Source organism: Sphingomonas sp. AC411 (assembly GCF_979253035.1).
This window is the reverse complement of record NZ_CEEDAQ010000001.1, coordinates 72,028-95,137: the sequence shown is the minus strand read 5'-3', so window position 1 is coordinate 95,137 and position 23,110 is coordinate 72,028. Positions and strand designations below refer to the sequence as shown.

Below are 23,110 nucleotides of genomic sequence, written 5' to 3'. Positions count from 1 at the left end.
GATATGATGGGCGATGCGGCAGTCGTGGGGGCCGTCATCGTGAAAATCGCCGCGCAAGCTGGGGATCGTGCATTAGCGCTTCGTCGCCGAAAGCGACCTGTGCGCAGGTCCGATGTGCCTGCTGTGCCACCTCCCAGAGATAGCTGGCGGCGGATTGCTGACCCGTCTTGTCGGTAATCAGCGCGAACCGTTTGTGCTCGCACGAGTGCATGCCGAAGGCGTGGACGATATAGTCGTCGAAGACCGCGCCCAGACCCATCTCCTGCCCTTCCTGGGCAAGCCAGGGTTCCGACATCGCCGAGGTGGTGAAACTCAATAGCCGCTTGTTGCCGAGCAGGTCGCCACGTGCCTGATGACGAACGTCGTCAGGCGATACGCCGGCGCCGAACACCCGTTCGACATAACCTTTCATCATGGCAGGCGGTGACCCGAACCAGATCGGATAGATCAGGACGAATACGTCGCACCCCAACAGGATCTCGTGCTCGGCCATCACATCGTGTGATCGGACCGGATCGGCGAGCGTCGGTCGCTCGTCCGCCTTCAGGATGGGATCGAAGTGCATGGCATAGAGGTCGCGCACGACGACGGTCTGCCCCGCCGCGCGTACTTCGTCGCAGTAGCGGGCAGCGATCGCATGGTTGAAGCTGTCAGGGTCGGGATGGCAGACAATCACCGCGTGGCGCCCATCGCGGGCGATGACCTCTTCCTGTATGCTCATCGTAAGACCCGATCTTCTACGTAGCGACGCCGCACGGGGTGTCCGGGCAGAGCATTCTGCCGAACGCTGGGCGCATGCTGCAAGGAGACGTTAAGCTAGGCGTTTGCCGCCGTTCGGGTCAGCCTCGGAAACTACGCAGTCGTACCTAAAATTGCGGGACTGTCCCCGCAGCCACCAGACGCAAGTCAGCGAAGAGCCAATAGACGATACGTCCAAGCTGGCGTCACTACCCCCGCATAATGCTTGTGGCGTTCCGGAGCCGCCCTGCCGGGAAAAGAGGTGTTTTCGGACTGTATCGCGAATAGCCGGTACCGGGCCTTGACCCTGACATGGTGTTATACCCTACATACCCTTGGGTCGAAGGAGTTTCACGTCATGAACGACCCTCATTTCCATTCCCATGCCGGGGGTTGCGGCTGCTCGGCAAAGCCAGCGGCGGAGGCCGCTGTTGCGCCCGCGTCTTGCTGCTCGGGCACGCCAGTGACGGCAGAACAAACCCCGGATCAGGTACTTGCTGCGCTGGCGGCAAGGTCGCTGACGGCGCGGCGACAGTCACGGACCCCGTGTGCGGGATGACGATCGATTCAGCGAAAACGGCGCATCACGCCGAGCACGCGGGACACGCCTATCATTTTTGCAGCGCCGGATGCCGGACCAAGTTCGTCGCCAATCCTGACGCATATCTTGGCGACACGCCAGAACCGGAACCCAAGGCAACACCAGGGGCGATCTGGACGTGCCCGATGCACCCGCAAATCCGTCAGGAGGGACCGGGGACGTGCCCGATTTGCGGCATGGCGCTCGAACCGGAAGAGCCGTCGCTCGACGATGGGCCTAATCCTGAGCTGGTGGATTTCACGCGCCGGCTATGGGTAGCGGGCGTGCTCGCCGTGCCGTTGCTGGCGATCTCGATGGTCGCCGAAATGCTCGGCGTCCATGTCGTCAGTCCTGCCGCATCGCCTTGGGTACAGCTCGCGCTCACCGCGCCGATAGTGTTGTGGGCGGGCTTGCCATTTTTCCAGCGGGGATGGACCTCGCTTCGGACCCGCCATCTCAATATGTTCACGCTGATCTCGATCGGGGTCGGTGCTGCCTTCCTCTACAGCTTGGTCGCGACGGTTGCGCCGGGCATCTTCCCCCCGACGTTCCGAATGCACGGGGGCGTAGTCCCGGTTTACTACGAAGCCGCTGGCGTCGTGGTGGCGCTGGTGCTGCTCGGACAAGTTCTCGAACTGCGCGCAAGGGCGGCAACGGGACGCGCGATACGTGCCCTCATGGATCTTGCCCCCAAGACTGCGCGTCGGGTCCGGTCGGACGGCTCAGAAGAGGAAGTCAGCCTTGCTGATGTGGCAACCGGCGATCGGCTGCGGGTTCGCCCCGGGATGCGATCCCCGTTGACGGCGTGGTGATCGAGGGCCGTTCCTCGGTCGATGAATCCATGCTCACCGGCGAACCCGCACCAGTCCTCAAGGAAGTCGAGACGGCCGTCACCGGAGGCACGGTCAACGGCACGGGAAGCTTGGTCGTGGAAGCCCGCGCTGTCGGCTCGGATACGATGCTCGCCCGCATCGTCCGCATGGTCGCCGATGCGCAGCGCAGCCGTGCTCCAATCCAGGCGGTCGCCGATCGGGTATCGGGTTGGTTCGTGCCCCTGGTCGTACTCGTTTCTATCGCAACCTTCGTGGTGTGGTCGTTGTTCGGGCCAGAGCCGCGGATGGGTCACGCGTTGCTCAACGCCATTGCAGTGCTGGTCATCGCCTGTCCCTGTGCGCTCGGTCTCGCTACTCCCATGTCGATCATGGTAGGGACGGGCCGCGGGGCTCAGGCTGGCGTTCTGGTTAAGAATGCCGAAGCGCTACAGGGCCTCGAAAAGGTCGATACGCTGGTCATCGACAAGACGGGCACGCTTACGGAAGGCAAACCGTCGCTGATCGCGGTCGAAACGGTCGGTGCCGTCGAGGAAAGCGACCTGCTTGCCTTCGCTGCTGCGGTTGAAGGGCAATCCGAACACCCACTCGCCCACGCGATCGTCGTCGCCGCTAAAGAACGTGAATTGCAGGTCGGGACGGTCGCCGATTTCGTCTCGCAAACTGGTCTGGGTGTCAGCGCCACGGTGGACGGTCGGTCGGTCGTGATCGGGAACGCCGCGCAAATGAACCGGGTCGGCGCTGATCCTAAGCCGCTCGATGAAGCCGCCAATCGTCATCGCGGCGAGGGTGCAGGCGTCATTCTAGTGGCGATCGATGGCGCGCTTGCCGGCCTGCTCGCGGTCGCCGATCCGGTTCGCGCCAATGCCAGTGAGGCAATCGCCGCGCTTCGCCAACAAGGGCTCCGCGTCATCATGCTGACTGGTGACAACCAAACGACCGCCGATGCGGTCGCGCGCGCGGTTGGCGGGCTCGACGACGTGCGCGCCGGCCTGCTTCCCGAAGATAAGGCGCGTATCATCGGCGAGTTGAAAGCGTCCGGTGCCAAGGTCGCGATGGCCGGTGATGGCATCAACGACGCTCCAGCGCTGGCAGCTGCGGACGTAGGCCTGGCGATGGGCACGGGAACGGACGTGGCGATCGAAAGCGCCGGGATGACGCTCACGCGCGGCGATCTTTCGGCGATCGTGCGAGCGCGCAAGCTCGCGCAGGCGACGATGCGGAATATTCGGCAGAATCTGTTCTTCTCCTTCCTGTTCAACGGTATCGGCGTGCCGGTCGCGGCCGGAGTGCTCTACCCCGTGGCGGGCATTCTGCTCTCGCCAATGCTGGCCGGCGCAGCGATGGCGCTCTCGTCCTTTACCGTGGTCCTCAACGCGCTGCGGCTGAACACGGTGAAGCTATGAATATCGGAACGGCATCGGGTGCCAGCGGCATCTCGCAGCGGATGATCCGCCATTATGAGAAGATTGGCCTAGTGCCCGCGCCAGTTCGACGCGGCACCTACCGGGACTATACCGATAGCGACGTTCATCGCCTTCGCTTCATCGCCAATGCCCGCGACTTGGGTTTTCCGATCGAGGAAATCCGCACGCTGCTCGGGCTGTGGTCCGATCGGGCGCGATCGAGCGCGGAAGTGAAGGCGCTGGCTGAATCTCGCGCAGCCGAGCTGGGTCGTAAGGCCCACGCTCTGGAAATTATGCAACGATCGCTGATCCATCTTGCCCAAGCGTGCCACGGCGATGATCGGCCGGATTGTCCGATTATCGATCGCTTGGCAGAATAGGTGGCGGAAAACGCTGTCGCTTTCTGGGATGCTCGACAAACAGGTGTTTTGCGACACTTGGGCGGGTCGCATGTAGCGCTGACAAGCCGCGCCGATCAGCATCGACGGTTACACAGCAATCGGCTGTCCTGCTGTCGCGAAAGTTAGGACTTCCGCGAGAATGCCGCGGAAGTCCTATGTGATACGGGCTTTAGGTGACTTGCTTAGATTGTGATCTCGCCCTCATCGCTACCATCCCAGTAGCGGATCGCCTTTGCATCGACACGGATCATTACGATACCGGGTGTGTCGATGCCCTCGGGAAAGTACCGATCGAGATCCTTGGTCCAGTGATCGGCGAACGCGCCTTTGTCCTCGATCAGCGCAGCGGCGCCTTCGACAGTTACAAACAGCGGGGGACCGCCGAGCATACCGACGGCACCGGTATAGCTAAGCGTGACGTGCGGATCGGCACGCAGGTCAGTAATCTTTCGCGAGTTTTGGTAGGCGAAAAAGTAGCTGTCGCCTTGGTATTCTACATCGCCGTTGTTGCTCATCGGGCGGGCTGTCAGGGTGCCATTGGGTGAGCGAGTGGCCATCATCGTGAAGTCCAACTTTGCCATCTTCTTTGACAGGTCGTGTAGGCTGAGGTCCGACATCGTGTTGCTCCTTCAATGTGGGGCCATGAAAGTTTGCCCAAGCGGTTGCAACGAACATGGTGGCATAACGGTCGCGTGCGGCAATACGACTATCGGTACAATCGGGAACAGTTTTTGGAAAATGGACAGGTGAGACAGAGGCCCCTCCCCAGTTCTGCCGAGCCACCTCTGTTCGCAGTAGTTGCTAAGAACCACTGCTCACGACTGCAGATAACGATCCGTCCGGATTGCGCCCCTCACGAATTAGTACAGCATCCTGTTGCACTTGCCGGATATCTTGCGGACTGCCTTCTCTAGCCGGCGGAAGCGCAACCTCGGCAATTCCCCGACGTTAGCCGAACCATGGAGCGCACCTGCTATCTCACGATCAAATTCGCCTGCTTCGATAGCGGCCCGCATGTTCACTAGGTAGTCGGCAAAGCGGTCAGCGGGAATGAAGTTCGTCGTTTGACCACCGATCGTCAGTGTCGCCCCATTTCGCGTCGTGGGCGTGAAGGCAACATGCTCGCCGTCACGGACGAACCATACTCCTGAATGAACACCGTCGGTCGCCCATGCCTTTTCGGCCAGATGTAAGTCCTGCAAAACCTCGTCACGGTCGGAAATTGGGTCAGCAGATGGCGACGAGACGACATCCTTCAAAGCAGACTTGGCCGCGTTAACAATGTTTTCTAGTGCCATTTCACTTCTCCAATACGGCTCCGGGACGTTATGAACGCAACGGTCTAATTTGCAGATTGGGCGCAGGTTCACTGAATCAAATCGCCAGCGCCCCGCGTGGTCGGGCGTGCGGCTGATGTCGCCGGGCGCGCTCAGCAACTTCCATGTGCTGCGGCTCGACTTCGACGGGCAGCTCGCCACCAATGACATCAAGGAAAGCGACTACGCTGAGTTCGCCACCGATGGCAAAACGCTCAAAGAGAATAACCTGAAGCCGTAAACAGACGAGCATGCCGCCGTCGTGACATCGTCTAACGACGGCGGAGACCCGCGTGGTTGTTCATGGTCGCCGCTTCCTGCTTGCCCAAACAGTCAGCGACGAGAACTTGCGCTAGGAATTCATTGTCGTGGCATGGTTAGGGCGGCTTCGTTTTTGACAATCATACGCCGCCACAGTGGCAGGATGGGGATCCCCGCCTGATACCCAACCGTTCGCCAGCGGCCGTTCCGCTGCACCTGCAACGATGTCCAAAACGGCGACGTATCGCGGTAGGCCGTTCGCACCAGCAATCGGCCTGATCCAGCTATCAAGGCTTCAAGCCCTTCCGCGAGGTCAGCCGGCAAGCCGATTTCCGGATTTCCAGGGGCCGCCCCATCAAGCGCCCACCCATCGCCCCAGCAATGGATCGAGCCCTTCTCGAGCGCCAGCGTGACCGCGAAGGAAAGCCCCGGCTGCACGGGGAGGGTGCAGACGACCTCGAAAGACACGTCGTCCGGCCATTGCAGATCAAGATGATGTCGCTGCGCCAGATCGACAAAGGCGGCGCGGGCGGCTGGGTGATAACTCGCCCATGTCCAACCGCTATCTGCCAAGGCCCGCGCTGATCCCAGCGCATGTGGGTCTGTCGATCCGACCGGCCAGGCCAGCACCCGTGCCTTGCCCTGCTCGAACTGGTCGTCAGAGATAAGACCTCGCTCCCGCAGTTCCTGTAGTTCGCGAATTTCGCTAGCGAGTGACCGGATCGGTGTCGGTGTAACGACCGCCTTTAGCGATGGCAGACACAGGAGCAACGCGACGGCAATGGGGCCGGTGAGCGCGCCTAGGATCGTCCACAGGATCACAGAACGATCCCTCACAGTGGCAATCACGCCGCTCAGGATCGTACTGACGAACATGGACAGAATAAGTCCGTTCATATGCCGATTCCCTTCACGGCGAGGGCGCGCGCAGACAGCGGCACGGCTCCAGGCAGCAAAGCTAGCACATGGGCGGCCAGCGGCACGGCACCGAGATTGGCCGTGAAGTTCAGCAGCGATCCGTAGAAGGTGAAGTCAAGATTGACGGTGCCCCTGCCCTGCCGGACATCGACACATTCGATTTCGGCATAACGACGTTTCCGCTGGCGAGCGACGCGGAAACGAATGCCGTCAGGTTCGATCACGAACAGCGGTTTGGCATTGTTCGACGCGACCGCATACCACCACGGCAGACCGCGGACTCCGGTGAAGGTCGCAAGCACGGGTATCGTTGCCGCGCCTGCCCCGTCGACAGTGATGTTAGCAACCACGGCTCGTTCGTAGGCGCGACGTCCCAGCCGCGACGACAGCCAGGCCATCCCGCGGTACGTCGCATATGCCAGTCCGACGAACGCCATCCCCTGGAGGACGAAGACCAGCGCAAACCCCAGGGCTGTCCACGTGGTTTCAGGTACTTTTCTTCGTCGGACACCGCTTCGCGGTCGTCCCCTGGCATGGCCCCAGATAGCGGCTTGTCGTGTCGAAGGACTGAGCCAACTCCGCCTGCATGCCTGCCCGTGCCACCAAGGTTTCGGTGGAAAGCCGATACTGGCGGGCCAGATCACCTGATAGCTCCCGTTGTATGATCAGCAGCGTACCGGGTTGGCCATTTTCACATTCCACCCTGGAAACGATCCCGGCAGTTGTTTTCCTGACTTTGGCGGCAGTGCAGTTCGCAGGCCATAAACTGAGCGAGTGCAACGGTGCATCGGCAGCGACGCAGGATCGGACTGGTGCAACTTGCGCAGCACCGGCGATGCTGACCCGGGTCTCCCATAATCCAGCCCGCTGCCCCTGGCCGACCGCGGGCATGAAGATCAGAACACCCGGTAGCAGCTTGAGCCACCGCATGATTGAGCCGGGACAGCTTATAATTAGCATCGTCTGTTGTGGCGTATGAACAATCGAAGGTCCGATTTGAATCGCAGCAGCTCGCTGGTTGGCGGGTGGCGCTGCCCTAACTCATATGTACTCCACGCGAGATGTCAGGCGAGGCCTTTGGCAGGGGCGGCTACTATGTCCTCGTTATCGTCTGCCTCATTAAGCTGGCCAAGCTCGCCAGACGCCCGCGCTTTTCTACCATACACAACCTCGAACAGGGGCGATGCCATCAGCGTCGTCACGATGGCCATGACGACCAGCATCGAGAACAGCGCAGGACCGATGATGCCCTTTTGCAGACCAATGTTGATGATGATGAGCTCCATCAACCCGCGTGCATTCATCAGCGTGCCGACCGCCATGGCGGTCGCATTGTCCTGACCCGTGACACGGGCTGCCGCCCAGCATGCCAACCCTTTGGCCGCAACCGAACCCACTAGAATCACGGTAGCGATGGCAGCCAGGTTGAGGCTGTTGACCATTGTGAGTTGCGTGTTGAGCCCTGAGAAGGCGAAGAACATCGGCACGAGCAGCGCTGTGGTAAACGGTTCAACCTGCTTTCTAATCTCACGGGTCAGCAGCCCACGCGGCATTGCCACACCGAGCAGAAAGCCTCCGAACACCGAGTGCAGTCCGGCAGCGTCCATAGCCCAAGCGCTCAACCCAAACAGCATGACCACGACGGCCAGGATTTGCGGGGTGACCTTACCTTCACGCTCCGCCCAACGGGCAAGTGGCGCCAGCAGCTTTGGACCCAGGACAATCATGAACGCGGCAAACAGACCGCCGCCAACGATGGCCTTGATGGCGACCTCCGGACCTCCGCCAAAGCTCGCCAGGACGATCGCGAGCACCGTCCATGCACCGGCATCGTCGATTGCACCGGCAGACAGTGCCAGCGAACCGAGCGGCGTCTTCGTCAGCCCGCGTTCCTGAATGATGCGCGCGAGCACGGGAAACGCGGTGATCGAGATACAGGCACCCATGAAAAGCGTCGCCTGGACGCTGGTTATGCCTTTGCCGAAGAGATCGAGGTTGAGGAGCCACGGCGTGAGCGCCACGGCAACGAGGAAAGGCGCGGCCATGCCAGACACTGAAACAGCAACCGCGCTCCTTGCGTTCAATCGGAAATGGTCGGTGCGGAAGCCAAGGCCGACGAGAAACATGTAGAGCCCGACGCCGAGCTGGGCACAGACATACAGCACCGGCTTTGCATCCTTGGGGAAGATCATCGCCTGGACGTCGGGCGCAAGCAGCCCGAGCAGCGACGGCCCCAGGATGACGCCGGCGATCATCTCCCCGATGACTTGCGGTTGATCGAAGAAGCGCTTCATGATCCAGCCCATCGCACGGCATGCGGCGACGATGACGAAGACCTGCAAAAAGAATGCTACGCTCAGCTCAGATAGAGCCATATGTCCCCCCATGCGCCAGCCAGCCGATCGATTGTCGATTGTGTCCGCGGTGCCGCTACCTACCGCGGAAGAAGACGCAAATCGGGGCCGATTTCAAGCCGGATGCATTGCAGATGGTACATGCACTCAAGCATTCCTGATGATCGCTCCAGGTTCTGTTGCCCAAGCGCCACAGGGTAGTCGTTCTAATGTCACGCCTTCAGCGTGGACCGCGATCATGCCCCCATGGCACAGGGATCGGTAGAACGTTGCAGGGTCCGGTTCGGCGTAAGCTCAGTTCGTAAGGAGGCTCAGTCGCGTGCCTGCCATATCCGACACACCGAGCTTGGCAATTCTGCTAACAATTGAGCAGTTGTAGTTGATGTGGTTACCGCGGTTTGGTCTCCATCGTTGTAGGTAATCTGAGAATATGAGACGGCCATTTTTCCCCATGATGCTTGCTGGTGCAACCCTGCGTGACCGCCTTTTTGCGTGTATTGGGGGGTAATCGGGGTCGCACTGACGAGCCTCGTGTGCGCTATGGCGCTGCACGGATCTGGGCCGCTCCTGTTGCTGGTGGCGCCGATCGGCGCTTCTGCAGTGCTAATTTTTGCCGTCCCGGCGAGCCCATTGGCACAACCTTGGTCAGTGGTCGGCGGTAACATCATATCGGCGCTGGTCGGCGTAACAGCGGCCCGCTTCGTACCCATACCGTATCTGGCGGCAGGGGTTGCTGTGGGCGGGGCAATTCTGGTCATGTCGCTCCTACGCTGCCTTCATCCCCCGGCGGGGCTGCTGCGTTGACAGCAGTGATCGGTGGGCCTTCAGTGCTGGAAGCTGGTTACGCTTTCCCTCTCGTCCCGGTCGGCGTTAATTCACTGATCCTAATCTTGGCTGGCATCGCGTTCCACCGGGTTTCGGGCCATTCCTACCCGCACCGCGCAGTCCCGGTAGTAGGTCACAAGCTTGCTGCATCCGAGTTAAGCATCCCGCACCCCCTAGACATCGACCTTGCGCTCGCGGATCTCGGAGAAACCTTCGATGTGAGCCGGGAAGACCTCGACCTGCTGTTCCGGCGTGTTGAGTTCCACGCGGCCAGTCGGGCGGCAAGCGGAATTCTCGACAGGCGCCCACGAACTTGACTTTGAATTCATATTTGTAATGCAAACGGGAGTTTTTTAGATTATAGAATCTATTAATATCCTTCTTGCACTATTTATAGCGTTGCTTTGCGATTTGCTCTGGCGATCGGAAGCGAGAGCGGGAAAAATATTGTTAACATCGCTTACAATGGCAATACTGACCGCCACAATTTGGATTGCTCAGGTCGGTTTAGTCCAAGAAGCGGATCCTATATTTTCTTGGGTTGCCATTTTGTCAGCAACGCTTCTGCTAAAGTGGCTTCACACCATTATTCGAGAAGTAGACGGAAAATGACGCTATTGCTCTGTCTAAAGAGAGTTTAGGATACCAGAGGATTCGGGATACTAGTCAGGGTTGCTCTTGGGCGTTCGCCCGAGTTTGGCGACAGGAATAGTTCGGGGTATCTTCGTTAGTTTCTCGGCCGTCCGACAGCGGTAAAAGTCTTCGACGTATCGGCGCGCCGTGTTTTAGATGGCAACTCCCGTCGACTAGACGGTCGGAATGATGCATTCCGTGGATGCGGGTTTTCGGCGATTGGGAGGTCTGCGCAATCCGAAGGCATCCTGCCAGGTCGCACTGAAATTACGGTACTCCCGGCTGCGCCTTCCGCAAGACGATCACCGTGGCGGGCGAGCCTCACCTTCTTCGGCCATCCGCCGGATATCCGCGCCTGCCTTGCGCATGGTATCCTCGGCGCCACGTGCCGCATCTAGAAAATCTTCCTGCGACGCCACGGCGTAATTGCACCCGACCAGGAGCATTTTCGGATCCGTCGATGGCGGCACCTTCGCAGACTTCGCGGCCAGATCGCCGCCGAAGGCATCGACTAACATTTTCGCCATCGCATCACCGGTCGGCGCGAACCCGCCGATCATCGGCCCGGTTTCGGGATCGACAAAGCGGTAATATTGTTCCGTGATCGCGATCGGCGCCCGCGTCATCTTCTGGGCAGCAATCACCCGCTCGGCGCTTGCGCGGGGTAGCAGCGCAACGACCCAGTCGCTCATGAAATAGACGTGGTCGACCGGCTCCCCGAACACCGAGACGTTGCCCTCGACCGCGAAGCCATACAACCCGATCATGCCGTCGAGCGCCTTAGGAAGTTTACTCGGGCGCATCCACGCTGGCGGGCGATACTGCAGGAAAAGCAACTCGGCGAAGGTTCCGAGCGCGTCGCGCGACTGGCAGGACAGGACCTGCGTTAGCGATGCCGGCGTCGGCAGCACCTCATGCTCGGATTGGGCCACGGCTGGCGATGCCGCCAACGCGCTGGCAACCGCGACGGCGACCATCGCTCGCACCGGAAACCGCCTCAGGGTGAAGCGCGTCGGCGACGTGGTCGCGCGGTGGTGACGATGATCCATGTTCGCGGTACTACCCCGCCAGTACGCAGGATCAACTCCAGCGTTACGCATGCCGCTCGTACCGGCCTTTATCCGTGCCGTTCAGCAGCAGCGCACCATGATCAATCAGCAACCGCAATTGCCGGAAGGCCGGTTCTGCGGCAGCGCCGGGTCCGGTTCCGGCCTCCAGCAGGACCGCGTCGCCATTGACCCGCCACTTGCCCTCCGCCGCCTGATCCGCGGCGCCGTAGCTCATGAACCAGACAAAGCTTTGATCTGGACGTAGCAGCAGTTCCGATCCCGTCTCCATCACACCTAACAGGTGGTAATGACCGGTAAGACTGCGACTGGCGCCGGATGCAACCGCTGATGCATCCGGCGCGTAGCGTGCATTGCACCGCAGTTCTCGCATATCCATCGACGACATGTACAGGAACGACGTCATCGGATCGCCGGCGTCGACGTTCTTGTGGACGTAACGTGGGCCGCCACTGAGCAGGAAGGTCATGAAGCCGCCGTCGTCAGTTTCGAACGCGGCGATCGCTCCTCGATCATGCGGTGCCTGATACGTCTTCGCTACCAAGTCGAAGCTGTAGCTTTCCTTGGCCTCGCCTTCGCGTCGCTTGCAGGTCTTCGCTTCCGCGCAAGCCCAGGTTGTTACCGCCGTACACTGCAGACCCACGGGCGACCGTATCGTGGCAGATGCCGCGGCGGTGGCTAGCAATCCCATCGCCGCCACCGCCGGTCCAACTCGCTTCAACACGATCCATCCTCCGGTCGACACTCCGGCTCGCTGCACACGGTAAGGGCACCGTCCAGCGCGGGCGAACAGGTCCTACCATGATCTTTACTGATGCACCGGCGGATCCATTCGCGACCTGTCACAACGGTCGTGAGCGAGCCGCAAACCAGCCGGTAAAAGCTGAGATTGCGACAGCCGGCACAGCGAGGACGCAGCACATTGCCAGGCCGATTACCCAGAGCGAGATAGTCCCAGCGTTGAGCCATATCACAGGAAGCTGGGCAAACGTCAGGATAACTCCTGCCATCCACCCCTCGTCTTGAACGCTGCCCCTGCTAGCGCAGCTAGGCCCAACGAGGACGGGTACCAGAGACGCCAGTAGGCGTCGGCATCCCAGGGTTCCGCCGCGCCTGTCACCCAGCGGACGAAAAGCCAGTACAGGACACCGGATACCAGCAAGACGGGGATCTTCATCAGTCCGGTGCTCATCGGCTCATTGTCACATGCAAAATGCCTGAATCCTATTCTCGCCAACCAGGTGCCGGGGTCAAAGCAGATTATCGCGGCTCACCAACCAAACTTTGGATATGGGCGCTGTTGCCTGCAATAGCGCCCGTGCCTCGCTGCATCCGCTTCGCGCGGTACAGAGCCTCGTCTGCCTCTTTAAGCAACGAAGCCCGATCGACATAACTTGCGCCATAGACACAGGCTCCGATCGTCGCAGACACCGTTATAACGCTACGGTCGTCAGGCACGGCGTAGCGTAGGTCTGCGAGCAATCGCGCGATGTCTTGGACGAGTTCTTCGTGCGTACGCCGTCCGCGTAGGATCAGCACGAACTCGTCCCCGCCCAGTCGGGCGATGGAGTGATCGCCCAGATACTGTACTGCTTGCAGCTTGGCGGCCATCACCTGCAAAACCTTGTCCCCTGTCGCATGGCCAAGCCGGTCGTTGACCTCCTTGAACCGATCCAGATCGATGATTGCGATAGCAAGCGGTGCGCCTTCCCGGGCGCGATCGAGCGCAGCTTCCAATTCTTCGTTAAAAGCGCGTCGGCTTGGTATGCCCGTCAGTTCGTCGGTTCGAGCTACCGCAACCAGGCGGCGCTCGAATTGGTACCGGTCCGTGATGTCCTGGATCACTCCCATGACGGCGACACGCTTACCGGCGCGCTCATCGATCTCACCCAATGTGCGCACGCGACGGGGCCGCCCCTGCGCATCTGTGAAGTTCAGCTCCAGATCCCATGCAGTCCCTTGCCGCACACAGCGGTCTAGCGCTGCTTCCAACTTGGCACGATCGTCTTCGGGGTAGAACTGCATAGCTAGGGCAAGCTGCGCTTGCGAGCCCGGTGCCAGGCCGTGGATCGCGTAGGTCTGATCGGACCAGTGTATCCGTCCGCCTTCAAGCTCGAGGCGCCACGACCCGATCCTTGCCATGCGTTCGGCGTGCTGGAGCAGTCTGTGCGTGCGGGCCATGTCACCGAGGGCCTCCTGGCGATCAAGCGCCAGCTGTAGGTTCTCTTTGCTGGTCCGGCGCGCCTCAAGCAGCGCTTCGACGACCCGCGCCATACCGGCGAGTATCTCCAGCTTTTCGCGGGTCGGATCCTGCGGTTTGTCGTCAGCCACGCACAAGGTGCCGATCGGCAGCGCGGCACCTCCTCCTGGTGGTGTCACTCGCAACGGCACGCCTGCATAGAAACGCACAAAGGGTGTTTCCACCACCATAGGATTGGTTGCAAAGCGCGGGTCTTCGCGCGTGTCCGCAATGACGAGCAGATCGTCGGCAGCGATCGTATGGGTGCAAAAAGACACATCTCGTGGTGTCTCGCTAGCCTCAAGGCCGCACGCTGCCTTGAACCACTGCCGGTCCGCGTCAACTAACGAAACGAAAGCGAACTTGCAGCCAAAGAGGTGCCGCGCCCCTACAGCGATGGCGTCGAACTCGGCTTCAGGGGGAGTGTCGAGCATATCGAGAGCACGAAGCGCGTCCAGCCGCGCTACCTCGTCGACTATGCCGGTTAGGTTTACCATGGGGGACGGTAGCATAAGTGAGGTTGGCATCGGGTTAACGGCATGTACAGGGTCGGTACATCGCCGCGACTCGTTAATGGCATGGCGGCGACTGAGAGACGCTGGAGCGCTCCCGCTTGATAGGAGCATAAACGTGTCCAACTCGAGCGATCTGAGCACTCTTGTTCGTAACGAAGCGCGCGCGCGGGAACAGGCCGAAGCCAGTAACGACGTTTCAGCTCGCATCGCTCATCTGGCTCGTGCTGCCGGGTACGCCAAAATGATCAAGGCTTTGAAGCCATGATGGACGGCGAAACAACCGCTCAGCGCCTCGAACGTCTAATAACGGTTATCGGTCAGGCTTTGGCGGTCGCGGATGCTGGTGACCAACCGTTGGTAGGCGCGCATCTTCATAAATGCCTTCGAACGGCAATCGCGTTGCGTGCTATTCCCGATAGTTTGTCACGGCCTTTTTAATAGCAATCAGCCCGATATCGTGAAGGCGGCAGCAAACAAGTTCGCTCGCCAGCAAAACTTACCATCCGCGACTTCTAATCCCGCAAACGAACGATGATCGAGACGGATAGGGCGTTCTCGGACTCGATCCCGGTCGATACGATCAGGAGCGCGACGTCAGGCTATTTTTCAACCGCACCGGCCGTTTGTTTAACATATACAGACGGTTCTGCCGAGGCAGATCGTATACACATCAGCGTTAATGGGCACTCACTGACCGCGGTAATCGTCAGAACGAAACCTGTACGCGCCCTACGATTCTGTCTCCGGCGTTGCGTTGATCGGCAAACCTGCTGGCAGTGGCGGTGCGGGAGACGTCAGTCCCAATATAATCGACGCCGATCGTCAGACGGTCACGACGATGCTCGAGACCCAGCCGCCAGTTGATGTAACTGCCGCCCGGACGAAGACGCTGCACCCGACTGGGGTCGCGGACGCTGCCGGACGAGTGGCCGACTTCGGCCAGCATCGTCAGCGGCGTACCAGGAATACCGGCATTGGCGTTCGCATAGACATACACGTTGCTGCCACCGATCGCGCGCTGCGACGGCGCGCCGATCACGCCGGCCGTGGCGTAGAGCGGACCATAGGCATAGCTTGCCGATACGCCGGCCTCGACATAGTCCATGCGGCCCCGCGCGCCCGCGAATGCGTGGCCGGTGGCGTCGGTACGGATACGCACCGCACCCAGATCCCAGTCGGTTCCCACCGAAAGGTCGACGACCGCATCGGCGCCACCGTGTCGCACGCTGTTCCGAAGCGTTACCACGCGCGCCGATGCATCGAGCCGGCCGCGCGAGACGCGAATATCGCCCGCTAGCGCGGCACGTCCCTCACTCCAGCTCAGCCCGCGCCGTTCCTCTTCGCTCATCATTTCCAAGGTTACCGACCCGACATCTTGTGCAAACGTGGGCGTGATCAGGCCGCAACTTGCGGCACCGAGCACGCCCGCCAATCGAACGCGCCGGATCATCCTGCGCGCTGCGGACCGTGGATCCGGTCGAGCTCGACGCGCAGCATCTGCTCGTCTTCCTGCGCCAGCTTTACCAGATGCTGCTGCATGTCCGCGGACTTCGTCGCGACCTCCTTCTTGATCGCGCCATGGCTCGCAACGCACCAGCCGGGCCGGGTGCCGGAAATCACCGGTTCGCTGTCGATGCTGCGCACCAGCCTGGTACCCGACGCCGCGACCGCGTGCCGTGCCACTGACATGCTCGCCGCCCAGTCGCAGCGTAGCGACGACGGTCTTCCGCCGGGTGCAACCGCGCCCACCTGCTTGTGCGTGATGACAACGTCACCGCGATATTTGACGGCGACCGGACCGCTGCGGTGATCCACCTGGTTCTGATGATCGACAGTCATGCCGAGGGCCGCCCCGGTAGCAGCAAGCACCAAGCCGGCGGTTAGAAAATAGGCCATATTCGTTCTCCTTTTGCCATCCCGATCCATTCTGATCGGTGAAGCCAATCCTTACGGACGATGATTATACAACGATGGTTCAGCGTGTCGGTTCAGCTGAACTGCGGCCGCAAGGCGCGTGCGTGCAGGCGGTCCTTCACGTCGAGACGCAACCGCTTCAGCCGAAATAGCCGCAAGGTATCGGGCATGCGTCGCTTCATCTCGACGCGGATCTGCTCATCCAGCCGGGCATGCAACTGGGTCAACTTGTGAGAAAATATAGGCAAAGCCGCTCTCCAACCAACGATTGAACGATCGGATCAGTCGCGATGAAAGGAGGCAAACAGGCCAGGCCTAGACATCGAGATAACCCGATGCGGTCCGACATCACGTTCGTCCTGAGACGACCGCCAGAGGGGCCCGGCCCGCTCCCTCAAGCTAGGGTTTAGCCGGTCAAGGTCAATAGGTAGAGCAAATGGATTTGCACGAGTTGACATTAGGACACGGGTCCCCGATGTTACTGGCATGTACGCTCCTGCGACACATAAGCGTTTCCGCGACCACGCCGGCCAACTCGCCGCACGCGCTTAGCCCGAGCTCGCGGCCACTGCCGCTTGAGTTCGGGCTTTATTCGATCTGACCTTTGGGACGCGTTCTGCGCGCCCGTGATCTCGAATAAGTGGAAACCGTGTAGTGGAAAACCAAGTCTCGAAATCCGATGATTTGTGTCAGGATGACCGTCAGCATCAAGCTGCCAATCCAGCACCTCAGCCTTTCTTGCGGATGCGACCACAAAGTTTTTCTCGAACAAATTCGATCTGGAGATTGTAGAAGACTATTCTAAGGCTGATGCCGAAGCCCGACAGAATGAAGGTAAGGACTGGCTGAGCCGACTTATGGAGCTCAACCTGTTACTTTTAATCGTTTTGGTTGGCGTACCGGTGCTGGTATATTGCGTCTTATCCTCTGCACTTTAGAACACGATAAGATACCGCCTTCGCGTCGCAACCGGGATCGTGGATAAAGGCCTCTGGGTCGTCCCACTGAAGCCTCGGGTAAATGACAATATGTCAGGCGCCCGAGGACCGTTTAAGTACGATAGCGCTGAATGCGAGCGAGTTTCTTTGTGACATTGCAACGCGTAAGCTGATCGGCCGTTGTGGAAAAATGGCAACGAATACCTTACCCCAACGGACCGCGTTCGATCTGCCGCATCTCGCGGTGCTGCTGACAGCAGCGCTTCAAATTCTAACGCCTCTTTTACCGCAGATTGGGATCGGTGAGCCTATCGGATCCCGGTCTCTGGCGGTCCGAACCTTGATAACCCCGGCAGGCTGGGCATTCTCGATCTGGGGCGCGCTCTACCTCGGAGCCACGGTGTTTGCTGTTTATCAGGCCCTGCCCGCACAGCGCCAAAATGCATTGCTTCATCGCCTGCGCTGGCCGGCAGCGGGCGCATTTTGGGGAACGCACTCTGGGCTGCTTACACACAGCTTTACGGGTTAAGCTTCGTATCGGTTCTGATCATTACCTTCACGCTGACGTGCCTGATCATTGCCTATCGTGCCCTGTCGAATGCGGCGGTGTCGAAAACCGCGTGGTGGTGTGCGTACCTTCCGTTGAGCGCGCTCGCCGCATGGTTGACCGTCGCTACCACCGTCAACATCGCAGCTAGCCTGAGGTATCACGGCATGGAGGGCGGTGCAGCCGCGCCGGTAATCGGTGCAGCGGTGATCGTGATTGCTGGACTCATCGCGGCCACCGTGCTGGTCCGAGGACGTGGCAATCTGCCGTACGCAGCTGTTTTCCTTTGGGCTCTTGCTGCTATCTTCGCTGCAGGTGGCCAAGCTGCAGGACCTATTGCCGTAGCAACCGGCGCTGCCGCGATCCTCGTTATTTCAGGCTTGGTCGCTGGCTACCGGCGTAGGGTATATGCGTCTGATTCGATTAGAGGTTGAACCTAAATCCGTAGCCGAGACCTAGGGTGAATTGGGTCCGGCGCCCACGTTCGCGGACGAGAGGTGAATCGCCTGCGTTCTGACCTAGTTGATCCAGGCCAGTGAAAAGCGTGACGGCGCTTCGCCGGCTCAGGGGACGAATTACGGTACCACCTACACCGTAGGACAATAGTCCGCCTGACGCAGAATACGGTCTAAGCCCGGACCGTTGCGACTGGACCGCATCGATGCCGAAATACGTCTCGATATACTCGCGGCTTGCCAGCGTTGCGCGAGGCCCGACGTTGATGATGGTCCGTCCCCGGCGCGCTTGGTAAGCAACTGACCCGTCGGCGACAACGCCGTCATGTCCGCCGAAGCCGCGACGAACCTCGATCCGTCCACGCCATGGCCCAGCCCGTTTCTCGATAAAGCCTCCCACCTCAACAGCTGCATCTACGTCGCCGAGGCCGCGTAGCGCGTCACTCCCGCCTGTAATGAGGAACGGCGATCCCCCGCGCTCCTCATCCCGCCCGAAGCGGAGTTTGGCCAGAGGTCCTGCCTTCCACCCGTCGTGGTTCACCACATTCCAGCCCAAACCGTCAGGAATCGAGGCAAAGATCACGTCCTTGTAGTTGAGCCGCAAGTCGGGAAAAATCGACAAGGCCATGTCTCGCGAGCCTTGCCATGCAGGACTGAGGACTGGCGCGACGCCAACGGTAATGCTCCATCCGGCAGTGCCTGCCTCCAAAGGCCTACCTGCAGGCGGGCCTGGCCTCGGGTCAGTTTGCGCGAAGCAAGGTTGAGCAGAGACTAGCGCGATGATGGCTAAAACGGCGCGCATCTTGATCCCTTTTTTGACCATGTTGGTGGACGGCCGGACGATCATAATCAGCAGCCACCTTATCCCTGTGCGTCGTAAACGCCAGTCTCGGTAAATGGAGTACGGCTATACCCACAGCGTATGACCGGTCCGCTTTCAATGCCGGCGGACGCGTTCAAACTCAGGCCGAAGCAGCCGCTCGCGTTTTCCACAGGGACCAGCCGACGCCGCAACCCAGTATCGCAAAGGTTACCGCCAACGACGCTGCGGGCGGGAATTTGGCGAGCCCGAACATGTCGGCAACGAAAATTTTCGAGCCGATAAACACCAGCAACGCGGCTAAGGCGTATTTCAGGTAATGGAACCGGTCGACCATTGCGGCGAGCGCAAAATAGAGTGCGCGTAACCCAAGGATAGCAAAGATGTTCGACGTGTAGACGATAAATGGATCCGTTGTGATCGCGAAGATAGCCGGTACAGAATCGACCGCAAAAATGACGTCAGCGCATTCGATCATGACCAGAGCCAGTAGCAACGGCGTAGCGATCCGGCGCATGCGCCCAGTCGCCGGGTCCTGCTCTTTTACCCAGAAACGTTCCCCGTGAAGTTGGTCGGTAACCGGCATGCGCTGGCGAATCCAGCGTAAAACGGGCGAACTGGCTACGTCATATTCCGTGTCGGCAGTCAGCCACATCTTGATACCGGTGAAAACCAGGAAGGCAGCAAAGACGTACAATACCCATTCGAACCGATCGACCAATGCCGCGCCAAAACCGATCATCACTGCACGCAGGACAATGACACCTAGGATGCCCCAGAACAGTACGCGGTGCTGATGGATGCCTGGGATGGCGAAGTAGCCGAAGATCATGGCGATGATGAACACGTTATCCATGGCGAGACTCTTCTCGATGACGAAGCCCGTCACGTAGTTGAGGCCAGCAGTAGGCCCGATATACCACCAAATCCACCCGCCGAACGCCAGTCCCAGCGTGATGTAACCTGCTGACAATGCAAGACTCTCGCGTACTCCGATTTCCCGTTGTCCGCGGTGCAAGACACCCAGATCGAGGATCAGCAATGTTGCGACGATGCCGAGAAATGCCAGCCACATCCAGACAGGGGTACCAAGGAATAACAAGGAGAGCAGCTCAGGCATGGGAACCTCTAACAAACATGGTGGCGTGGGGCGAGATCAGTGGTCAGGAGGGCCGGTATCTCGCGTGTGGTGGGCACAAGCGGCCTCTCAGACCCAACTCAAAGCGCTACAATTGCAGCACAATTGGAGAAGTCGGGGTTCGGCGCGCCATCGCGATACGCGCGTGCTCGTCCAACTGCTGATGGAGCTGTGCCGATCTGTTCGTTTCCATGCTCAGAGCCTCTTTTCAATCGGTGATCGAAAGCTCGGATCATCAACGACGACAGGAGGCAAAGCGGCCAGGCCTATATCGAGATAACCCGATGCGGTCCGACATCACAATAACCCGAGGGAAACTGTCAGAGGGGCCCGGCCCGCTCTTTCTAGATAGGACCTGGCTCCCGGTGATCAAGCTGTTTCACTGTTTGATAATTACTGTAGTCGGCACTCAAACTGCCGCACTTCCCTTCCCAAAATATTACGCTGACCGGAAAAAGGGATCGGTCGAAAACACTTGCTTCTGGACACTCAGTTTGGCGATCCGCAAGCCTGAAGGCCATTCGCCAAGCCATGAGCCGCAACGTGCCCGCCGGCAGGTACTCTGCTTGCGGCAGGCAAGCCGTGCGGCTTATGTCGCTACCGCTGGTGGGGGAAATGAATGGCGAATGGCAGTAGCAGCCGCGGAAACTCGCTGGTCGGCGAGCGCTGGCCGCTCTTCTGGGCAGGCTGTGCGGCGATCAGCGTTGGCGTGGCCCTTCACTTACCAATGCTCGCGATGGCCCATACGATGGGCAATCACCTGTCGGGTATGCCTATGGACGGATGGATGTACCTGGGCATGGCGCTGATCGGTATCGGCGTGCCGGCAGCTATATTTGGCGCTTTACCCAAGAAACGGCCTGATCATAGGGCAGCCGTTGGCGTCGCATATGAAGCGCCCGATGATACCCCTCTGACGCGCTCGCATGCTGCCGTTCTGCTGGTGCTTACCCTCGGGCTCATCATCGACACGATGAAGCCAGCAACGCTCGGCTTTGTGCTTCCCGGCATGCGGGGCGAGTATGGGCTCGCCAAATCGACCGTTGCCCTGCTTCCGTTCGTTGCCCTTACGGGGACCACAGTTGGCTCGTTCTTGTGGGGGTGGCTTGCGGACATCTACGGTCGGCGTGTGTCGATCCTGTTGTCCACGATCCTGTTCGTCTCGACCTCCATCTGCGGAGCCATGCCTTCCTATAGCTGGAACCTGGTCATGTGTTTTCTGATGGGGTGCTCGGCTGGCGGCATGCTGCCCGTCGTCTACACGCTGTTGGCAGAGATCATGCCTCCGCGGCACAGAAGCTGGGTCCTTGTGCTGGTTGGTGGTACGGGACTGGTCGGTGGCTACCTCGCAGCTAGCGGTGCAGCGCATCTGTTCGAGCCCCTGTTCGGCTGGCGTAGCTTGTGGCTGCAGGGCTTTCCCACCGGTTTGCTGCTGCTTGCGATGGCAAGGTGGATACCTGAGTCCCCGCGATTTCTGTTGGAACGGGGTATGGACGCCGAACTAGCTGACATGGCTCGAAAGTTCGGAATCGTCAGGCGTGCGCCACAAGCAGCGCCAGCGGACGCTGGCAGCGCCGCGGCTCACCACCGCGAGTTGACTATCGCCCTGGTGATCACGGCCCTGTCTTGGAGCTTCGTCAACTTCGGCTTGCTGCTATGGTTGCCTTCCGATCTCCAGGATCGAGGCTTCAGTGCCGAGATTGCGAGCGGCATCATCGCCAGCTCAGCACTTGTTGCCCTGCCCACGATCATGATCGCGGCCTTCCTTTACAGCCGGTGGAGCAGCAAGCGCACCCTGATCGGCACCGTGCTTCTCACACTCGCCGGGCTTGCCGGAGCCCTACTGCCAGCGCCTACGTTGGCTTGGCCGCCACTGCTCATTGCTGTGATCGCGTTGCTGGTGGTTGGCACAAACGGATTGATCGCCGTGCTACTTCCCTATGCAGCCGAAAACTACGCATTACGCGTCCGTGGACGTGCCACCGGGCTTATCGCGGGGAGTAGCAAATTTGGTGGCGTTGCTGTCCAGCTGGGCGCCTTCGCTGGGCTGATCCCGACGATGGGGGCGCGGCAATCGCGCTAATTGTACCAATGACGCTGTCAGCGGTACTGATCGGGCGCGCAGGAAGAGAGACGCGAGGCCGCAGCTTACGCGAGCTGGAAGCAACGTCTTAGCTGTCGGCTCGACATAGGCCTGCGGAGTGTCCTCAGCGGTCAGATATGTGAAAAACCCAGTCGCAATCACGACTGCACGACAAACAGGTGTTTTCCGTCACCCCCGTGATACAAGATCGTTGGTGAGCCACGCGACGAGTATCAAAGTTTTATAACGCGAAACTCCGTGCCGCGGTCGCAGAAAACAGGACTTCCGCGGCAATGCTGCGAAAGTCCTGTGTTGTTGCAGTTAGGACTGACCAAGCCAACAGGTACACATGCGGTGCACCGCCTGGTTTAGAACTACATCGTCTGAGACACGACGTCAGGACTTCAGCGATTTCGCCATGTTGAGATGCGCTGCAACCGTCGGTGCCAAGCCCGACGCGAACGTCTTAAGCTGGGGCACTTCGCCAGTTGCGGCATAACCCTTGAGCGTATCGAGCGTTTGCTGATGCCCGGCGACCTGAGCCGCTGCGTACGCGGTGTCGAAATCAGCGCCCTGCTTGGTCTTTAGATCAGCAAGCGTCTGCTGCTGCTCGGCACTCAGCGCCGGGTTGGGCGTCAAAACTGGTGACAGCGTTGCCGTCAGTGCTTTTAACTTAGCAGTCGAACCCTCATGGGCGGTGATCATCTGGCCAGCGAACTTTTTCACCGCAGCAGATGCGCCGTTGGTCACAGCAAGCTTCGAGGTCTCGATCTCGAACGCATCGCTCGCAGCCGCTATGTTGACGAAAGCCTGCCCACCTGAGGCCGGTGCTGCCATGGCATCATTGGAACCGGCTGCATTCACGTCCGTGGCGGTCGTGTTGGCGTAGGTGCTGTTATCGACGGCGGTCGTATCGTCGGCCTTTTTGCCGCATGCGGCCAATGACAGGGTCGCTGCCGATACTAGTGCCAGGGTCTTGAAGTTCATCATACTCTCCATCTGCTCGCATATTACCGCTGCCTGCTCAACGCGTGCCTCCTGAGGACCGTTCCGCACGAGTAACGAGCTCTGGACCGTTCCTGAGGTGCGTTCGTTCTAGCGGTCTGCCGGCACAGCTGCCGGCCTTATCGGG

General features: G+C 60.0%; 20 protein-coding genes and 2 pseudogenes. 6 read left to right on the top strand and 16 right to left on the bottom strand.

Translation table 11 applies throughout. The features are described 5' to 3' along the window. Positions 1–34: 34 nt before the first annotated feature. Positions 35–721 (bottom strand): NAD(P)H-dependent oxidoreductase, encoded by a 687-nt coding sequence (locus AC0IX7_RS00430; RefSeq protein ID WP_471810010.1) that lies wholly within the window; start codon positions 719–721, stop codon positions 35–37. Positions 722–1,293: 572 nt separating this feature from the next. On the opposite strand from AC0IX7_RS00430, the pseudogene AC0IX7_RS00425 reads away from it, so the two are divergent. Then, positions 1,294–3,554 (top strand): annotated as a pseudogene (locus AC0IX7_RS00425) (heavy metal translocating P-type ATPase). Further along, positions 3,551–3,934 (top strand): Cu(I)-responsive transcriptional regulator, encoded by a 384-nt coding sequence (cueR, locus tag AC0IX7_RS00420; protein ID WP_471810009.1) that lies wholly within the window; start codon positions 3,551–3,553, stop codon positions 3,932–3,934. The pseudogene AC0IX7_RS00425 and the gene cueR overlap by 4 nt, the downstream one beginning before the upstream one ends. 203 nt (positions 3,935–4,137) lie before the next feature. Here cueR and AC0IX7_RS00415 read toward each other — a convergent pair whose 3' ends face one another. Both AC0IX7_RS00415 and AC0IX7_RS00410 read right to left on the bottom strand, forming a co-directional pair. After that, positions 4,138–4,572, bottom strand: a complete 435-nt coding sequence (locus AC0IX7_RS00415) for a pyridoxamine 5'-phosphate oxidase family protein (RefSeq protein WP_056418705.1) — start codon at positions 4,570–4,572, stop codon at positions 4,138–4,140. A gap of 243 nt (positions 4,573–4,815) precedes the next feature. Beyond that, positions 4,816–5,253: a hypothetical protein gene (locus tag AC0IX7_RS00410; protein WP_471810008.1), complete on the bottom strand. Its 438-nt coding sequence runs from the start codon at positions 5,251–5,253 to the stop codon at positions 4,816–4,818. A gap of 106 nt (positions 5,254–5,359) precedes the next feature. Here AC0IX7_RS00410 and AC0IX7_RS00405 point away from each other — a divergent pair, with 106 nt between their 5' ends. Continuing rightward, positions 5,360–5,512: a hypothetical protein gene (locus tag AC0IX7_RS00405; RefSeq protein ID WP_471810007.1), complete on the top strand. Its 153-nt coding sequence runs from the start codon at positions 5,360–5,362 to the stop codon at positions 5,510–5,512. A 119-nt stretch (positions 5,513–5,631) separates the two neighbouring features. Here AC0IX7_RS00405 and AC0IX7_RS00400 read toward each other — a convergent pair whose 3' ends face one another. The 4 genes from AC0IX7_RS00400 to AC0IX7_RS00385 all read right to left on the bottom strand — a co-directional run bounded on the left by AC0IX7_RS00400 (position 5,632) and on the right by AC0IX7_RS00385 (position 8,825). Beyond that, complete coding sequence (locus AC0IX7_RS00400) at positions 5,632–6,429, bottom strand: SHOCT domain-containing protein (protein ID WP_471810006.1); 798 nt, start codon at positions 6,427–6,429, stop codon at positions 5,632–5,634. Beyond that, the gene (locus AC0IX7_RS00395) at positions 6,426–6,887 is read right to left on the bottom strand and encodes a hypothetical protein (RefSeq protein ID WP_471810005.1); all 462 of its coding nucleotides are present in this window, start codon (positions 6,885–6,887) and stop codon (positions 6,426–6,428) included. Before AC0IX7_RS00395 ends, AC0IX7_RS00400 begins: the two co-directional genes overlap by 4 nt. 49 nt (positions 6,888–6,936) lie before the next feature. Then, positions 6,937–7,341, bottom strand: a complete 405-nt coding sequence (locus tag AC0IX7_RS00390) for a DUF3617 domain-containing protein (RefSeq protein WP_471813678.1) — start codon at positions 7,339–7,341, stop codon at positions 6,937–6,939. Between the two features lie 173 nt (positions 7,342–7,514). Then, positions 7,515–8,825, bottom strand: coding sequence for a cation:proton antiporter (locus tag AC0IX7_RS00385; protein WP_471810004.1), 1,311 nt, complete (start codon positions 8,823–8,825; stop codon positions 7,515–7,517). Between the two features lie 519 nt (positions 8,826–9,344). Between AC0IX7_RS00385 and AC0IX7_RS00380 the strand changes: the two are divergent. Next, positions 9,345–9,679: pseudogene (locus tag AC0IX7_RS00380) on the top strand (HPP family protein); the annotation flags it as partial. A gap of 885 nt (positions 9,680–10,564) precedes the next feature. On the opposite strand, the gene AC0IX7_RS00375 reads toward AC0IX7_RS00380, so the two are convergent. The 6 genes from AC0IX7_RS00375 to AC0IX7_RS00350 all read right to left on the bottom strand — a co-directional run bounded on the left by AC0IX7_RS00375 (position 10,565) and on the right by AC0IX7_RS00350 (position 16,224). Next, positions 10,565–11,239 (bottom strand): hypothetical protein, encoded by a 675-nt coding sequence (locus AC0IX7_RS00375; RefSeq protein WP_471810003.1) that lies wholly within the window; start codon positions 11,237–11,239, stop codon positions 10,565–10,567. Between the two features lie 115 nt (positions 11,240–11,354). Beyond that, on the bottom strand, positions 11,355–12,029 hold the full coding sequence (locus AC0IX7_RS00370) for a hypothetical protein (RefSeq protein ID WP_333922095.1): 675 nt from the start codon (positions 12,027–12,029) through the stop codon (positions 11,355–11,357). A gap of 560 nt (positions 12,030–12,589) precedes the next feature. Then, positions 12,590–14,002, bottom strand: coding sequence for a sensor domain-containing diguanylate cyclase (locus AC0IX7_RS00365; RefSeq protein WP_187503153.1), 1,413 nt, complete (start codon positions 14,000–14,002; stop codon positions 12,590–12,592). 787 nt (positions 14,003–14,789) lie between these two features. After that, positions 14,790–15,533: a TorF family putative porin gene (locus AC0IX7_RS00360; RefSeq protein WP_471810002.1), complete on the bottom strand. Its 744-nt coding sequence runs from the start codon at positions 15,531–15,533 to the stop codon at positions 14,790–14,792. Continuing rightward, the gene (locus tag AC0IX7_RS00355; RefSeq protein WP_055876914.1) at positions 15,530–15,979 is read right to left on the bottom strand and encodes a hypothetical protein; all 450 of its coding nucleotides are present in this window, start codon (positions 15,977–15,979) and stop codon (positions 15,530–15,532) included. The genes AC0IX7_RS00360 and AC0IX7_RS00355 overlap by 4 nt, the downstream gene beginning before the upstream one ends. A gap of 92 nt (positions 15,980–16,071) precedes the next feature. Next, positions 16,072–16,224, bottom strand: a complete 153-nt coding sequence (locus tag AC0IX7_RS00350) for a DUF465 domain-containing protein (protein WP_321163344.1) — start codon at positions 16,222–16,224, stop codon at positions 16,072–16,074. Positions 16,225–17,418: 1,194 nt separating this feature from the next. Here AC0IX7_RS00350 and AC0IX7_RS00345 point away from each other — a divergent pair. Then, entirely contained in the window at positions 17,419–17,916 is a 498-nt protein-coding gene (locus AC0IX7_RS00345; protein WP_471810001.1) for a hypothetical protein, read from the top strand. Here AC0IX7_RS00345 and AC0IX7_RS00340 read toward each other — a convergent pair. Both AC0IX7_RS00340 and AC0IX7_RS00335 read right to left on the bottom strand, forming a co-directional pair. Continuing rightward, complete coding sequence (locus AC0IX7_RS00340) at positions 17,906–18,739, bottom strand: MipA/OmpV family protein (RefSeq protein ID WP_279628956.1); 834 nt, start codon at positions 18,737–18,739, stop codon at positions 17,906–17,908. The two genes, AC0IX7_RS00345 and AC0IX7_RS00340, sit on opposite strands and share 11 nt — an antisense overlap. Before the next feature lie 160 nt (positions 18,740–18,899). After that, positions 18,900–19,877, bottom strand: coding sequence for a TerC family protein (locus AC0IX7_RS00335; RefSeq protein ID WP_187503152.1), 978 nt, complete (start codon positions 19,875–19,877; stop codon positions 18,900–18,902). Positions 19,878–20,631: 754 nt separating this feature from the next. On the opposite strand from AC0IX7_RS00335, the gene AC0IX7_RS00330 reads away from it, so the two are divergent. Next, a complete protein-coding gene (locus AC0IX7_RS00330; RefSeq protein WP_471810000.1) occupies positions 20,632–21,978 on the top strand; it encodes an MFS transporter in 1,347 nt (448 codons plus the stop codon). A 396-nt stretch (positions 21,979–22,374) separates the two neighbouring features. Here the strand turns inward: AC0IX7_RS00330 and AC0IX7_RS00325 are convergent, their stop codons facing one another. Beyond that, positions 22,375–22,965: a DUF4142 domain-containing protein gene (locus AC0IX7_RS00325; protein ID WP_471809999.1), complete on the bottom strand. Its 591-nt coding sequence runs from the start codon at positions 22,963–22,965 to the stop codon at positions 22,375–22,377. Positions 22,966–23,110: the final 145 nt, after the last annotated feature.